This is a genomic window from Flavobacterium sp. 90 (assembly GCF_004339525.1).
Classification (GTDB): domain Bacteria; phylum Bacteroidota; class Bacteroidia; order Flavobacteriales; family Flavobacteriaceae; genus Flavobacterium.
This window is the reverse complement of record NZ_SMGE01000001.1, coordinates 700,077-716,850: the sequence shown is the minus strand read 5'-3', so window position 1 is coordinate 716,850 and position 16,774 is coordinate 700,077. Positions and strand designations below refer to the sequence as shown.

Below are 16,774 nucleotides of genomic sequence, written 5' to 3'. Positions count from 1 at the left end.
AAAAAAATAAAAATATGAAACAGTTTACTATTGCCATTTTATGCATGTTTGTTTGGTCAGGCGGTGTATGTTTTGCGCAAACGAGCCAGACTTCAATTATCGAAGATTTTAAATCTTCAACAGTTAATCAGCCCGGACAAGAATATCCAAAAGTTAATTCTCAAGGTTATGTACGATTTCAAATTTTAGCTCCCGAAGCCAAGTCTGTTGTAGTAAGTCTTGGATTAGGCGGGGCAAAAGGAGGAACTGTTCTTGCAAAAGAAGCAGATGGTTTCTGGAGAGGTACCACAGCAGGAGCAATGGATGAGGGCTTTCATTATTATCATGTAACGGTCGACGGAGGTCTTTTTAACGATCCCGGTGCACTTAACTTTTATGGATCGACACGTTGGGAAAGTGGTGTCGAAATACCTGCTCACGATAAGGACTTTTATGCGTTAAAAGAGGTTCCGCATGGAAATGTACAACAGATTTTATTTCCTTCAAAAAGTACTAATACATCGCGTAGAGCCTTTGTATACACGCCTCCGGGTTATGATAAAGATAAAAATAAAAAATATCCCGTTTTGTATTTGCAACATGGCTGGGGCGAAGATGAGACAGCGTGGAGTAATCAGGGACATGTAAATCTAATCATGGATAATTTAATTTCTGAAGGAAAAATAAAACCATTTCTTATTGTAATGACCTACGGAATGACAAATGAAATTAAATATGGAGGTTTGGCAAGCTTCAAAATAGAGCCTTTTCATACCGTTCTTATCGAAGAATTAATCCCTTATGTTGATTCAAATTTCAGAACACTTTCGAATCAGGCAAATCGTGCAATGGCAGGTTTATCAATGGGAGGAATGGAAACACACACGATTACACTCAATAAACCCGACGTTTTTTCTCATTATGCGCTTCTAAGCGGAGGGATTTATAAACCTGAAGAAATTAAAGATAAATCAAAAGTTAAGCTTGTTTTTATAAGCTGTGGCAGCCGTGAAAAACCCGAATCTGTGCAGATTGCAGTAAAAACCCTGAAAGATGCCGGATACAATGCAGTTTCTTATGTCTCCGAAAATACAGGTCACGAATTTTTGACGTGGAGACGCAGTTTCAAAGAAATGGCGCCTCTTTTATTTAAAGAGTAGTGATTTGTCTATGTGAATATTACAAACAATTTCTGTTTATGAATTAAAAAAAACAACCAAAATAATTAACCAAAACTTTATTAACTAACCATTATGACCAAAATTTTATTTTATCGAAAAATCTTTTCAAAAGCTGGTTCCTTTTGCCAGCGTTTAATCCTCAAATCTTATGAGGAATATAAAGAAAGTAAAACAAAAGAGCTATTCCCGAATTATTTGCTCCACAACTTTAGGCTGGATACAAGCCATTTTGCTAAGACAATCAATCATCCACAGATTCAATTGCTCTCCTTTAGGCATTGATAATTTATTTATACGATTATAAATAGCAGCCTGAATTAAAGTAAAAGTATTATCAATTTCCGGCTGGAAAAAATATAAAATTAATTTAATCAAGTCTGTATCTGTTATCAAGAGTATTGGTAGCAGTATAAAGTATGGATCAAGTTCAAAATATTTAAATAACATGAAAATAAAATTATCTAAAATTCTAAACGGAGCAATGTATCTGCCTTTAGGAGTTTTGTTTCAGTTTTTGTTTATCCCCCAATTATCCGCTGCAGAGAATCGCTTTTCTGATTCAGGATATGTTACAAACAGTACGATTAAGCAGGATATTACAGTTACCGGAAGAGTAACCTCATCAGAAGACGGTAACGGTGTGCCGGGAACTACTATTTCAGTAAAAGGCGTACCAAATTTAAGCACGACTACTGATTTTGACGGAAGATATATCATTAATGTACCTTCTGATGCTGTTTTGCAATTCAGTTTTGTGGGGTTTAAAACTGTTGAAAAACAAGTTGGCAATACCAAAGAAATCAATGTGGTATTGACACCCGAGAAAACGACCCTTGATGAGGTTATTGTAGTTGGGTACGGAAAACAGAAAAAAGAAAGTTTAGTAGCTGCAATTACTCAGGTTTCAGGAAAAGTCTTAGAGCGTGCAGGAGGTGTTCAAAGTATTGGTGCCGCATTGACTGGTAATGTGCCGGGTTTGATAACATCGGCAAGTTCAGGTATGCCCGGAGAGGAAGATCCTCAGCTTTTTATACGTGGTGCAAGTACCTGGAATAATGCGCAACCTCTTATTTTGGTTGACGGTGTAGAGCGACCAATAAATAGTGTTGAGATAACTTCTGTAGAATCTGTTTCGGTATTAAAAGATGCTTCTGCTACTGCGGTTTATGGAGTTAGAGGTGCAAACGGAGTAATACTTATTACGACTAAACGCGGTCAATCTGGTAAAGCATTGATAAGAACGACTTTTAATACAACTGTAAAAACGCTTTCTAAATTGCCTTCTAAGCTGGATTCTTATGACGGTTTAATGGTTAAAAATAGAGTCATCGAAAACGAGTTGGCTTTGAGTCCGTCGAGTTGGGTTGACTATGTTCCTCAGGCGATTATTGATAAGTATAGATATCCGGCAAATCTAGAAGAATCTGAGCGTTATCCTAATGTAGACTGGCAAAAGGCATTATTTAATGACTATGCAATGTCTTATAATGCGAGTTTAAATGTAAGCGGCGGAACTAAATCTGTAAAATATTTTGCAAGTGCTGATTTTTTAAGTGAAGGTGATTTGTTTAAAAAATACAACAATAATAGAGGATACGATCCAGGATATGGTTACAATCGTTTGAATGTTAGAAGTAATTTAGATTTTCAAGTTACTTCCAGTACAGTGTTTAAAATAGGTCTTGCCGGTTCTCGTGGTGAGAAGAAAAGTCCTTGGGGAGCTTCCGGAGGTGAATATACGATGTGGGATGCAGCATATTCAACTGCTCCGGATGTTTTCCTGCCGTATTATTCGGATGGTTCCTGGGGATATTATGCGCCAAATCAAGGAAAAGCATCAAATTCAGTAAGAAACCTTGCGATAAGCGGTATTCAATATGTTACAACAACAAGATTAAATACGGATTTTACGCTGGAACAAAGTTTTGACAAAGTGATAAAAGGACTAAGCTTTAAAGGAATGGTTGCTTTGGATAACACATTTGTAGAAGGTGATCGCGGAATAAGTGATTTATTTAACGATGTACAGGAAAAGTATATTGATCCGGTTACGGGCGTAGTTCTTTTCAAAAGAACGTATGATTCTAATAATAGATTTGATTTTCAAGAAGGTGTAAAGTGGACTACCACAGGAGGAAGTGTGAGAGATTATGCAACTTCACGTAAACTTTTTTATCAATTGCAATTAAATTATCAGACAAAAATTGCTAAAAATCATAATATAACAGCCTTGGGACTTTTTAGCAGAGATCAATATGCTGTTGGAAGTGAAATTCCGCATTATAGAGAAGACTGGGTATTTCGTACGACTTATAATTATGCCAATAAATATTTCATAGAATACAATGGAGCTTACAATGGATCTGAAAAGTTTAGTAAGGAGAATCGTTTTGCATTTTTCTCTTCTGGTGGTTTAAGCTGGATTGTTACAAAAGAAAATTTTATGAAAGGTACAGAATCTTTTCTTGATTTATTAAAGATCAGAGGTACTTACGGAGAGATTGGAGATGATAATGTCAATGGCAGATTTCTTTATCAATCTCAATGGGCATACGGTGGGAATTCGGTTTTAGGAACAACAGGCGAGGCAGCAGAAGCAAGTCCTTATACTTGGTACAAACAAGCTACTGTTGGTAATGAAGATGTACACTGGGAGAAAGCAAAGAAAAGCGATATAGGTCTTGATTTTGCTCTCTTTAAAGGATTTGTGTCGGGTACATTTGATTATTATCAAGAAGATCGAACAGATATTTTATTAAATGGAGCGAGTAGAGCAATACCTTCTTATTATGGTGCCGTAGCGCCAGTTGCAAATTTAGGAGAAGTTCAAAATAGAGGTTATGAATTAGAATTAAAGTTCAATCATACTTTTGGAAATGGTTGGAATGTATGGTGGACCACTAGTTTTACGCATTCAAAAAATAAAATTATAAGTGCAGATAATCCGGAGTTATTGCCAGCTTATCAAAAAAGCGAAGGATATTCTATTGGTCAGGCGCATTCGTATGTAAGTCAGGGCTACTACAATAATTGGGATGAATTATATGCCAGTACAATTCATAGCACAAATGATGCGACAAAGCTTCCGGGGAATTTCAATATCCTTGATTATAATGCTGATGGTATCATTGATGCCAAAGATAATATTCCTTATGGTTATACAGGAACGCCACAAAACACTTATAACAATATAGTGGGTGTTAACTGGAAAGGTTTCAGTGCATTTGTACAGTTTTATGGTGTAAATAATGTTACCAGACAAGTTGTTCTTACAAGTCTATCAGGACAAAATCATGTGGTGTACGATCAGGGATCATTTTGGTCACCGGATAATACAAACGCAGATCAGCCAATGCCTCGTTGGCTTGCTACAGCCAGCGACTTTAACAATGGAAGCAGGTATATGTATGACGGATCTTACCTCCGTTTAAAAAATGCTGAAATCGCTTATACTTTCGACGGAAAAACAAATTGGATAAAATCGTCAGGACTTCAAAGCATACGATTTTATTTAAATGGAAATAATTTGTTTTTATGGTCCAATATGCCTGATGACAGAGAAGCAAATTATGCAGGAACAGGCTGGGCATCACAAGGTGCTTATCCAACTGTAAAAAGGTTCAACTTGGGGGCTAACATTATATTCTAAAATTTTAACTATGAAGAATTATATTAAAATAATATCAAAGTACAGCTTAGTTTTAGGCTTATTTATACTTTCCGGATCTTGCAGTGATTATCTTGATAAATCTCCTGATTCGGATATATCTCCTGAGGAAGCTTTTAAAAATTTTGAAAACTTTCAGGGATTCACGGAGGAATTGTATCAATGTGTTCCGGATTTTACCAATGGATATTGGACAAATTCATGGAATTGGGGTGAAGACGAAATTCAATCTACTGCGCGTGATTTTCATTTTGTATGCAAGATCGATAAAGGAGATTTCTGGGGCTGGCAAACAGAATATGATGGCTGGCAGGCAGGCTGGATGAACAGAAATAATGTAAGTACGGATAATGACCGTATGCACAAAGATTTGTGGACATTAGGCTGGGCAGGTATTCGTAAGGCAAATATTGGTCTTGAAAACATCGATAAAATGACCGAATATACGCAAGAAGAAAAGGACTTAATCAAAGGGCAATTGTTGTTTTTTAGAGGATGGTTTCATTTTGAGTTTATGCAATATTTTGGAGGTCTTCCTTATATCGATAAAGTACTTCCTAGCGATCAGCCTCTTAAATTGCCAAGACTTAGCTATCAGGAATGTGCTGATAAAGCGGCTAGTGATTTCAGAGCAGCGGCTGATTTACTTCCAACTAATTGGGACAATACCGTTATCGGAAAAAGAACATTAGGAAAGAATGAACTTCGAATCAATAAGATAATGGCGCTGGGATATTTAGGTAAAAATTATTTATGGGCGGGAAGTCCGTTAATGAATAAAGTATCTACAGGAAATGCCGGTTATAATCAGGAATATTGTAAAAAAGCGGCAGCAGCTTTTGCCGAATTATTAACTATCACAGAAAGCGGAGCTTCTCAATACAAGCTTTTACCATTTGTAAGTTACAGTACTAATTTTTACACCACCGGAAGCAACTGGAAAATGCCCGGAGGTACTGAAGCTATTTTTAGAGGTCCTTATTGGGGCGCAAACGGTTCTAACTGGGGAACTTCTAAGCAATATCAGCCAGCTCCTCAAATATGTGACGGAGATGTAAAATTCCTGCCTACAGCAAATTATGTTGATAATTATGGAATGGCAAATGGAAAACCTATTAAAGATATCACAAAAGCAGATCCGGATTCAGGATACGATCCAAACTATCCGTGGAAAGGGCGTGATCCTCGTTTTTACAATGATATTGTATATGATGGTGTAAAATGCGTTACGGGTTCTATTCCGGCTGCCGAAGAAAATAATCGCTATGCAAACCTTTATACCAATGGTAGTTATCGCAATATTAGTACAGGAAGCAGAACGGGTTATTTGCTCTATAAATTTATTCCAAGAAGTGCCAATAAGTTTGATGACGGATTTGGATATGGGAACAATTTAAATATTCACCTTCCGTGGATGCGTTTATCGGATATCTATATAATGTACGCCGAAGCTGCGGCTCAAGGTTATGGTTCTGCTGCAGGAAAAGATCCAAAATATTCCCGAACTGCTACAGATGCTATAAATGTAATTCGTGACAGAGCCGGAGTTGGACACGTGGCAACAGAATACTTAGGTTCATTAGATTCTTTTATGGACGAAGTGAGACGTGAACGTGCTGTAGAGTTGAGTTTTGAAGGACACCGCTTTAATGATTTACGCCGTTGGTTATTATTAATTCAAAGCCCATATACGATTAAAAAATCTATAGAATTTGACCGTACCACTTCATTTGATCCAACAAAACCAAGCGAAAACAGAGTTGTTAATATTCGTGAGGAAGTGATTTTGGTGAGAAACTTTAGCGAAAAGCATTATTGGCTTCCGCTAAAAAATGCAGATGTAAATATGTATTTAGAATTTTCACAAAATCCCGGATGGTAATTAAAATGATTGTTTTAAAAAACTTAAAAATAAAACTATAGAATAATGAGATATATACAACTTAAAATAGTGTTATGTTTTGTACTATTTGCCTTCTTACCTTCCAAGATTTTTGCTCAGATTGATCAGAAAATAAATTTAGCAGGAGTCGTTATTGGGGCAGAAGGAAAACCTATTGAGAATGCAACTATTGTTAGTAAAGAAGATAATATTACAGCAACTACAGATAATAACGGAAGCTACTCAATAAGCGTAACAGCCAATACAGATATAGAGATTAGCGCTATTGGTTACAACACACTTATAGTAAAAGCAACAGCAGATATAAACGACATAAATTTAGACAAAGAAAATTCAAATTTAGTTCAGATTGCTTTTAGAAAACAAGAAAGTAAGGATTTAATGGGCGCTATTTCTTTTATAAATCTGCCTGAAATTTTAGATAAAAACTATACAACTTTTAGTTTAGACGGAGTTCAGGCTTTTGTTGGAGGATACAATAATGGCAATATCTGGGGAATGAGTGGATATTTAGTCTTAGTAGATGGAGTTCCTCGTGATATTAATACCGTACTATCTACAGAAATTGAACAGATTACTTTTCTAAAAGGAGTTTCGGCAATCGCACTTTATGGAAGCCGCGCTGCAAAAGGCGTAATTTATATTACAACCAAAAAAGGTAAAGTACAAAAACAACAAATTACCACAAGATTTGATAATGGAGTCTCTATACCAAAGAACCTTCCAAAATATTTAGGTTCTGCAGAATATATGCATTATTATAATCAGGCTCGTGCAAATGATGGTTTAGATCCAACTTATTCTGATGAGACCATTTATAATTATTCAACAGGTAAAAATCCATATCGATATGCTGATGTGAATTATTATGCGCCGGAATACATTAAGAAGTTTTATTTTAATTATGATGCAAATGTTGAGATAACAGGCGGAAATAAGTCGGCTAGATATTATACAGTTGTTAATTTTTCGACACAAGAAGATCCTTTACAGGATTTTGGTGAAGCTGCAAAAAATAACAACAATAGATTTAATGTGAGAGGAAATGTAGATCTTCGAATTAATGATCGTATTTCAGCAACAATCGGGGCAAATGCGATATACAGCAATTCAAGAGGCGTAAATACAAATTACTGGAGCAGTGCAGCGACTTTGCGCCCTCATTTATTTAGTCCATTAGTGCCAATTAGTATGATTGAACCTTCTGATGACGCATCAATGGCTCTTGTCAAAAACAGTAATTATATAGTTGACGGAAAATATTTATTGGGCGGTACACAACTTAATCCTACCAATCCTTTTGCTGCGATATATGCCGGAGGTTACAATACTTATATAAGCCGTCAGTTTCAGTTTAATACAGGTATTAATGTTGAATTAGGCGATGTCGTTAACGGATTGACATTTCGTACTGATTTTGGAGTTGATTACTCTAATTCATACAACCAATCTTATAATAATAGTTATGCAACTTATGAAGCATCCTGGAATAATTATGCCGGAAAGGATCAAATTACATCCTTAACAAAGTATGGAAAAGATTCCAAAACAGGTATTCAGAATATCAGCGGAAGCGCTCTTGCTCAAACAGTTTCTTTTTCTGCACAGTTTAATTATGTGAAAAAAATAAATGAAAACAATAATGTATCAGCAATGCTTATTGGTTCAGGATTTCAACAGAGTTTTTCTGGTGTTTATCACAAAACAAGTAATGCTAATTTGGGTTTGAATTTGGCTTACAATTTTGATCAAAAATACTTTGCAGAATTTAACGGAGCATTTGTGCATTCGGCCAAATTTGCTGAAGGTAATCGTGAAGCATTTTCTCCAACAATGACTTTAGGATGGAAAATATCTGAAGAGAATTTCATGAAAGACCTGACAGCTGTTAATAGTTTAAAATTGAATGTTTCGGCGGGAGTTTTAAACACAGATTTAGATGTTTCAAATTATTATTTATACGAAAGTATCTATAGTCAAACTGATGGAGCGTGGTTCAGTTGGAGAGATGGAGCTCTTAACAGAAGTACTGATGCAAGAAGAGGTGAAAATTTAGATTTAGGTTTTGCAAAGAGAAAAGAGTTGAGTGTTGGATTAGAAGGAGCATTCTTTAAGAACTTCATCACTTTAAACACAAACTTTTTTGCCAATGAAGTTACCGGAAATGTTATTCAGGCTTCGACTTTATATCCAAATTATTTTGTTACAAACTTTCCTAACACTTCATTTCTGCCTTATATTAATTATAATAATGATAAACGTATTGGATTTGATTTTGATCTAAGATTTAATAAAAAAGTCGGAAATGTTGATTTGGCACTTGGATTTACAGGAACTTATATAGATACAGAAGCTTCTAAAAGAGCCGAATTATACAGTGACAGTTATCAAAACAGACAAGGCAAAGCTTTAGATGCGTTTTGGGGACTTAAAAGCGCAGGTTTTTTTAGAGATGCACAAGATATTTCCAGTTCACCTTCTCAAACTTTTGGACAAGTTAAACCGGGAGATATTAAATACATAGATCAAAATGGTGATGGCATTATTGATAATAGAGACGAAGTATATTTAGGTAAAGCGGGTTGGAATGGAGCTCCATTTACATTTGGAATTAATTTTACTTCGAAATGGAATCATTTTACGTTTTTCACAATTTTCACAGGGCAAACTGGCGCTCATGCGATGAAAAACAGTTCTTATTTTTGGATGGATGGTGAAGACAAATATTCAGTTAATGTGCGCGATAGTTGGACAGAAGCGAATAAAGATACAGCACTTTATCCAAGGTTAACTTCATTGAATGGCGATAATAACTTCCGCTCATCAGATTTTTGGATGTATAGTACCAATAGAGTAAATCTTTCGAAAGTACAACTTACATACGATTTTCCAAAAAAGACACTTCAAAAAACTTTTTTCAATGAACTGAGTGTTTATGCACTTGGCGCTAATCTTTTAACGCTATCTCAAAACAGAGATATCATGGAATTAAATATCGGAGGTGCTCCACAAACCAGATATTATAACCTTGGTCTTAAAGCATTATTTTAAAATCAAAAACCACTTAATTTAAATATTATGAAAGTAAAAATAGTATTTTTTATATCAGTTCTGTTTGTTTTTAGTAGCTGTGATGATTTGATTGATCCGGCAATAGAAAACAACAGAGGGCTTAAAGATATGTATGCAGAAGCTGAATATGCGCAAGGAATTCTTCTTAATGCTTATACAAGATTGCCTGGAAATTCCTGGTCATTTAATGATGTTGCAACAGATGATGCTGTAACAAATGACATCTCAAGTAATTATCTTAAAGTAGCAACAGGTCAATGGACATCAAGCTTTAACCCATTAGATCAATGGACAAATTCAAGATCAGCCATTCAGTATTTGAATATTTTTCTGGCTGAAGCGCCAAAAGTACAATGGGCAAAAGATCAAAATGTAAGTCTTTTGTTCAAAGATCGTTTGATGGGTGAAGCCTATGGATTAAGAGCTTTATATATGTATTATTTGTTGCAGGCTCATGCAGGAACAGCAATTAATGATCAATTATTAGGAGTGCCAATTTTATTGGAACCGGAAACGGCAAGTTCAAACTTTAATGTGGGCCGTTCGTCTTTTGAAGATTGTATGAAACAATTGTATGCTGATGTAAAAAAAGCGACAGAATTGCTTCCGTTAGATTTTGAAGATGCTTCAACATTACCTCCCGGTCAAAATAATTTAAATGATTACAATCGTGTTTTTGGACAATATGCAAGACAAAGAATGTCTTCCAGAATTGCACAAGTAGTAAGAGCACAAGCAGCATTATTGGCCGCTAGTCCGGCTTTTAGTACAGGAAATACAACAACTTGGGAAGATGCAGCTAAATATTCAGGCGCATTATTGAACCTGAATGGAGGAGTTTTAGGAATAGCTTCTAATGGATTAAACTGGTTCAGTGATGTTGAAGAGTTAAAAGGTATGGGCGCCGGAATTAACCCTCCGGAAATTCTTTGGAGAAGTGATATTGCGGACAGTAATAATTTAGAAAGTGATAATTTTCCTCCAACCCTGTTTGGAAAAGGACGCATCAATCCAACACAAAATTTAGTGGATGCTTTCCCAATGGCAAACGGTTATCCTATTACAGATGCCAGCGGTAATTATGATGCAACAAAACCTTATGAAAATCGTGATCCTCGTTTAAAAAAATTCATTTTAGTAAACCAGTCAACCGCCGGAGTGAGTAATTCTGTAATTACAACAGCTAGTGATGGTACCACAAATGATGCCTTAAACAAAGTTGGTACCTCAACTCGTACGGGGTATTATATGAGAAAATTATTGAGACAAGATGTGAATTTAAACCCAACTTCGATTAATAATCAGAGACATTATAAACCACGAATGAGATATACGGAATTGTATCTTATTTATGCCGAAGCTGCAAACGAAGCTTGGGGACCAACAGCAACAGGTTCCATAGGATTCTCTGCCTATGATGTTGTGAAGGCTTTAAGAAAAAGAGCCGGAATAGTGCAGCCTGATCCTTATCTGGAAACCATTAAAGGAGATAAAACGGAAATGCGCAATTTAATTAGAAACGAGCGTCGTTTAGAACTATGTTTTGAAGGATTTAGATTTTGGGATTTACGCAGATGGAATTCAAGCTTAAATGAATCTGCAAATGGAGATAAAATCCAAGGAGGCGTTCATCAAAAAATTACTGTAGAAAGCAGAGTTTATAATGAGTATATGAAATATGGACCAATTCCATATTCAGAAGCGCTTAAATTCAATGCTTTACTCCAAAACAAGGGATGGTAGAACTTAAGGTTCTGCTTAGTGAAAATGGAAATTTAATATAATTAAAGAAAAATGAAAAACAGAATATTATTAATGCTAACAGCTGTATTTGTCTCCATGATTTCATGTACAAATCAGGATACAGAATTTGATAATTACGATCATCAGTCGGTTTATTTTGCATATCAATTCCCTGTCAGAACCATAACATTAGGAGAAGATATATTTGATACCACATTAGACAATCAGCACAAGTGTAAAATAATGGGAACTCTTGGAGGTGTTTATCAAAATGATAAAGACGTAACCATTGATATTGCTGTTGCAAATTCGTTGCCTGTTGGTTTCTTATTTAATGCCGGCGAAAATGAAATTGTTCCTATGCCAAGCAATTATTATACACTTTCGAGTGATAAGATTGTTATTCCAAAAGGTCAGATTACAGGAGGCGTTGAGGTACAATTATCCGATGCTTTTTTTGCAGATCCTCAATCCATAAAAAAGACATACGTTATTCCTATCGAAATGAAAAAAGTAGTCAATGCTGATTCTATTCTTTCCGGAAAGGCTTTAGTTCCCAATCCGTTAAAACTGCAAAAGACAGACTGGAGCGTTGCGCCCAAAGATTATATTTTATATGCTATCAAGTATATAAATACCTGGGATGCCAATTATTTAAGAAGAGGTAAAGATGTTATTACCGGAAATAATGGAAATACAGCACTCAATAAAACAGTTGTGAGACATAACACTTACGTGGAACAAGATCAGGTTTCCAAAATTAATACACTCTCCTTAAATACTATTGATTTTCCTGTTACTGTTAAAGATGCAAATGGAGTTAATGTCAATTTTAATCTCGTACTCACATTTGATAATGAAAATAAATGTACAATCTCAGGAAGCAGTACAACATATTCAGCAAGCGGAACAGGTAAATACGTAAAAAAAGGAGAAAAAAATAGTTGGGGAAGCAAGGACCGCGATGCTCTTTATCTTGATTATAAAGTAAATTTTCAGGATTTCAATGTAGTCACAAAAGACACCTTAGTATTACGTGACAGAGGAGTAACAGCGGCCGTTTATAATCCGGTTAAGAAATAATTTAAAAATTAAAGAAGATGAATAAATTATATAAAATAGGACTATTGTCTTCCGTTTTGATGATGGCTGCATCCTGTACAAACGATAATACTTTAAAGTACAGTTATGATAAACCTTCCAGCATTGCCAATCAGGAAGAAATTAATGCTTATTCTGATTTAAAAAGCTACGTCGATCGAGCTGCAAATCCTAGTTTTAAATTAGGAGCCGGTATTTCATTATCTGACTATACAAGTAAAAGTTTGATGTATAGAGTAGTGAACAAGAATTTTGATGAAATTACGCTAGGTTATGAAATGAAACATGGCGCAGTAGTAAAATCAGACGGGAAACTTGATCTTGACAATGTCAATAAATTACTAAAAGCAGCAGATGAAGCAAATGTTTCCGTTTTTGGACACACGCTTTGTTGGCACGCCAATCAAAATGCAGCTTATCTAAATAAGTTGATTGCACCGGATATTTTATCAACAACAGGTCCGGGTTGGGATTTGATAACTTCGGCAGATTTTGAAACTGCAGACGCATCAAATTATCAATACAATTCTAATGTAGTGGCATCTTTTACTGCTTCAGGTCAAGGCGCAAATGGAGTAGGCAGAGCTTTAAAGCTAAATAATGCAGTTGTTCGTGCCAATGATTGGGAAGCGCAGTTGTACTTAAAATTTTCTCCGGCTGTACAAGTAGGTGAAAAATATAAACTTACAATGGATGTGCGTGCAGATGTTGACGCATCTTCTCCTACGCAGGCACAAATCACTCCGGGTAATTATAAACACTGGGATTTCTTTGGTGCCGTTCCTTACTCGACCTCTTGGACAACTTATACTAAAGAGATTACGGTTACTACTGAAATGGCAAACTGCGGAGCAATAGCCTTTAATCTTGGAAAGACCGCCACTAATTTTTATTTCGACAATATCACCTTGAAAAAGTACAATGCGACGGGCAGTATTCAGACAAAAGAAAAAACACCCGAAGAGAAAAAGACTATTATTAGTGACGCATTGGATAAGTGGATAACAGAAATGGTAAAAAACAGCGCGCCTTATGTCAAAGCTTGGGATGTTGTTAATGAACCAATGGATGACGGAAATCCATATGAATTAAAAACAGGTGTTGGTAAAATAAATATGGCTTCGGATGAATTCTACTGGCAAGATTATATGGGGAAAGATTATGCTGTAGAAGCCTTTAGACTTGCCAGAAAAAGCGGTAATTCAACAGATAAATTATTCATAAATGACTACAATCTTGAATATAGTACTGATAAATGCAAAGGCCTTATTCAATATGTAAATTATATTGAAAGTAAAGGGCAAAAAGTAGATGGAATAGGTACTCAAATGCATATTAGTATCAATTCTGACAAAGATAAAATCAATACAATGTTCAAATTACTGGCTGCAACCGGAAAGCTTATAAAAGTTTCGGAACTTGATGTTGCTGCCGGACTTAATCCTTCAGAAGCTGATCTTAAAAAACAAGCAGAGATGTATAAATATGTTGTGGATATGTATGTAAAAAACATTCCGGCAAATCAAAGATACGGAATCACTGTTTGGGGATTAACAGACAGTAAATCAGATTCTTCATGGTTGCCGGGACAACATCAGGGTTTATGGGATATTAATTTTACCCGTAAGTTTTCTTATGCAAGCTTTGCCGAAGGACTTAAAGGATTGAAGTAACAATTATGAAATTCAGTTAATTATTTACAGGAATATTTTTGCTTGCATTTTTATGTTGTGGAAAGGATGATATTCCTGCACGGGAAATATCTCCAATTGAGGCTGCGTTATCGTGGCCTCAAATTACTCTGCAGCCAAATCCTGAAGGCAAGTTTTTGAAAGCCCCTTGCGGCAATAAAGTTTTAAGTAACCAATCACTCCAAGTTTTTTAGAGGTTTTCATTGTTGAATTGGCAGTGAAAAAAACTATCCAAAGGCGAAGAGTATATTTATTAATTAAACCATTTATATTATGAAAAGATTTCAAAAATTACTGTTTCTATTTTTAGTGTTTATTCCCCAAATACAATTGTTTGCCTGGCCCGGAATGCCACTGCCTCCGCTGCATATTGAAGGCAAAAATTTAAAAGATCCTTGCGGAAAAAATGTTTTACTCCATGGTGTTGCCATAACTCCCAGTCCCTGGTTTAATGGTTGCTCGTATAATCAATGTCGTTGGGATAACTATAATGTTCAAGGCTGTCTCAATTATAATAATGCCGTTATGGATGCGCTTACAGACACCAATAACGGATGGAAATTAAATTATATAAGACTTCATATTGATCCTTACTGGACCAATAAACCTGGTTGTTCAGCAGCAGAAAATGACATCTCATGCTTTGATTACAATAGATTAGTAACCTATGTAGATCAAGTTATAATTCCTTTGATTAATCATGCCAGAAGCAGAGGATTGTATGTTGTCCTTCGTCCTCCTGGTGTTTCTCCTCAGCGAATTGCTTTTGGAGACAATTACCATAATTATTTAAGAAAGGTATGGCAATATCTATCGAACCATCCAAATTTAAAGAATGTAGATAATGTTATGTTCGAAATAGCCAATGAACCTATAGAAATACTTGGAACAAATGGAAATTGGGGAGCAACAGGCGATGAGCACTTTGCAGCTTTGCATAATTACTTTCAGGATTTAGTGAATATAATTAAAGGTAATGGAGCAAATAATGTTTGTTGGATACCGGGAACGGGATATCAATCTCATTACCAAGGATATCCAAACCATTTGATAACAGGAGGAAATATAGGTTATGCAGTGCATGTTTATCCGGGATATTGGGGAGCCAATGCAGAAAATACGACTAGTTTTAACAATGCCTGGAATGCTAACGTGCAGCCAATTGCTAATGTAGCGCCTATTATGATAACAGAAACAGATTGGTCTCCTAACGGTTCCGGAACATGGGGAACTGGTACAACAAGTGGTTTTGGTCTTAATATGAAAGGTAGAATTGATGCTACCGGAAATTGTAGTTGGAATGTACTTCAACCGGAAGATTTGATAACCAACGGAGATCCATATAATGTAACAACTGCTTTCAATAACAATTGGGAAGCTTGTGCTGCGCCAGTTAAGCAATGGTTTGCTGCATATGCAAATAATAATGTACCATCGCAAACCTGTAGTACTACTTCGTTAGTAAATAATGGTGTTTATGAAATTGAATTTAAAACAAATTCAAGTAAAGTAGTAGACCTTAAATATGGAACTAATTCAAATGGTGCTGTAATTCATCCTTGGGACAGATTAGGAGGAACAGCACAACAATGGATTGCTGTTGATGCAGGAAATGGTTATTGGCGTTTTAAATCAAATGCAAGTGCTACAGGACGTGTAATAGATCTTGAGAGCGCAGATCCAACAAATGGAAAAGCGATAAGACTTTGGGATGATTATAATAATGATGCTCAAAAATGGTTAGTTACCGATGTTGGTAATGGTTATTATAGCATCAAATCAGCTGTAAACACATCAAAAAGTTGGGACATTTCTAATTGTAATATGGATGGTTCAGCAAATCTTCAGCTTTGGGATTATTACGGTACTTCATGTCAATTATTTAAGTTCAATAAAATAGGAGGTACTTCAAAAAGTGCAGGTGAGAAAAATACTTTAGCAAATAATACTAAAATAGATACTGATGTTCAGGTATATCCTAATCCATCAAAAGGTGGAGAGTTTAATATTCATTTCGCTTCAGAATCAGACGAAGATTATTCGGTAACTATATACGCAATAGGCGGAGCGGTATTATACGAAACAAAAAATCTAAAATCTAATACCAATCAGGTTATCAGAACGAAACTTGCTAAAGGAGTATATTTGGCGGTGATTTCTCAAAATTCAACTAAAACAACCAAAAAGATAATAATTGAATAGCCTATTCTAAAACAATACACATAGATTTCGAGATTAACTTTATAATCCGAATCATCATTATTTAAGCATTGCAAAACCCCTACTTTAAATTAAAGTAGGGGTTTTATTTTTGAATTTCCGGCAATGAAATCTCAGCCTTATTTAACTTTTGAAAAGCTTCAAATTATAATTTAAATGTTTGTTTTATATTATATTGATATAACGATTAGTAATTTGATAATTATTTAGTGCGTAA

The 16,774-nt window shown here is 35.4% G+C and carries 8 protein-coding genes; all 8 read left to right on the top strand.

The genetic code is table 11. The features are described from left to right. Positions 1–14: 14 nt before the first annotated feature. Positions 15–1,139, top strand: a complete 1,125-nt coding sequence (locus C8C83_RS02980) for an alpha/beta hydrolase-fold protein (protein WP_121326368.1) — start codon at positions 15–17, stop codon at positions 1,137–1,139. A gap of 466 nt (positions 1,140–1,605) precedes the next feature. Beyond that, entirely contained in the window at positions 1,606–4,809 is a 3,204-nt protein-coding gene (locus tag C8C83_RS02975) for a TonB-dependent receptor (RefSeq protein ID WP_233565989.1), read from the top strand. A 10-nt stretch (positions 4,810–4,819) separates the two neighbouring features. After that, positions 4,820–6,709 (top strand): RagB/SusD family nutrient uptake outer membrane protein, encoded by a 1,890-nt coding sequence (locus C8C83_RS02970; protein WP_121326366.1) that lies wholly within the window; start codon positions 4,820–4,822, stop codon positions 6,707–6,709. 45 nt (positions 6,710–6,754) lie between these two features. Then, complete coding sequence (locus tag C8C83_RS02965) at positions 6,755–9,781, top strand: SusC/RagA family TonB-linked outer membrane protein (RefSeq protein ID WP_121326365.1); 3,027 nt, start codon at positions 6,755–6,757, stop codon at positions 9,779–9,781. Positions 9,782–9,808: 27 nt separating this feature from the next. Beyond that, a complete protein-coding gene (locus C8C83_RS02960; RefSeq protein ID WP_121326364.1) occupies positions 9,809–11,545 on the top strand; it encodes a RagB/SusD family nutrient uptake outer membrane protein in 1,737 nt (578 codons plus the stop codon). 51 nt (positions 11,546–11,596) lie between these two features. Then, positions 11,597–12,628 carry a DUF5627 domain-containing protein gene (locus C8C83_RS02955; RefSeq protein WP_121326363.1) on the top strand — a complete coding sequence of 344 codons (1,032 nt, stop codon included), beginning with the start codon at positions 11,597–11,599 and terminating at the stop codon, positions 12,626–12,628. 17 nt (positions 12,629–12,645) lie between these two features. After that, positions 12,646–14,319, top strand: coding sequence for an endo-1,4-beta-xylanase (locus tag C8C83_RS02950; RefSeq protein ID WP_121326362.1), 1,674 nt, complete (start codon positions 12,646–12,648; stop codon positions 14,317–14,319). A 291-nt stretch (positions 14,320–14,610) separates the two neighbouring features. Next, positions 14,611–16,539, top strand: coding sequence for an RICIN domain-containing protein (locus C8C83_RS02945; protein ID WP_121326360.1), 1,929 nt, complete (start codon positions 14,611–14,613; stop codon positions 16,537–16,539). Positions 16,540–16,774: the final 235 nt, after the last annotated feature.

Bases quoted from the DNA above. Each gene is read 5' to 3' on its own strand.
- C8C83_RS02980 (WP_121326368.1), top strand. From the start codon at position 15: ATGAAACAGTTTACTATTGCCATTTTATGCATGTTTGTTTGGTCAGGC.
- C8C83_RS02975 (WP_233565989.1), top strand. From the start codon at position 1,606: ATGAAAATAAAATTATCTAAAATTCTAAACGGAGCAATGTATCTGCCT.
- C8C83_RS02970 (WP_121326366.1), top strand. From the start codon at position 4,820: ATGAAGAATTATATTAAAATAATATCAAAGTACAGCTTAGTTTTAGGC.
- C8C83_RS02965 (WP_121326365.1), top strand. From the start codon at position 6,755: ATGAGATATATACAACTTAAAATAGTGTTATGTTTTGTACTATTTGCC.
- C8C83_RS02960 (WP_121326364.1), top strand. From the start codon at position 9,809: ATGAAAGTAAAAATAGTATTTTTTATATCAGTTCTGTTTGTTTTTAGT.
- C8C83_RS02955 (WP_121326363.1), top strand. From the start codon at position 11,597: ATGAAAAACAGAATATTATTAATGCTAACAGCTGTATTTGTCTCCATG.
- C8C83_RS02950 (WP_121326362.1), top strand. From the start codon at position 12,646: ATGAATAAATTATATAAAATAGGACTATTGTCTTCCGTTTTGATGATG.
- C8C83_RS02945 (WP_121326360.1), top strand. From the start codon at position 14,611: ATGAAAAGATTTCAAAAATTACTGTTTCTATTTTTAGTGTTTATTCCC.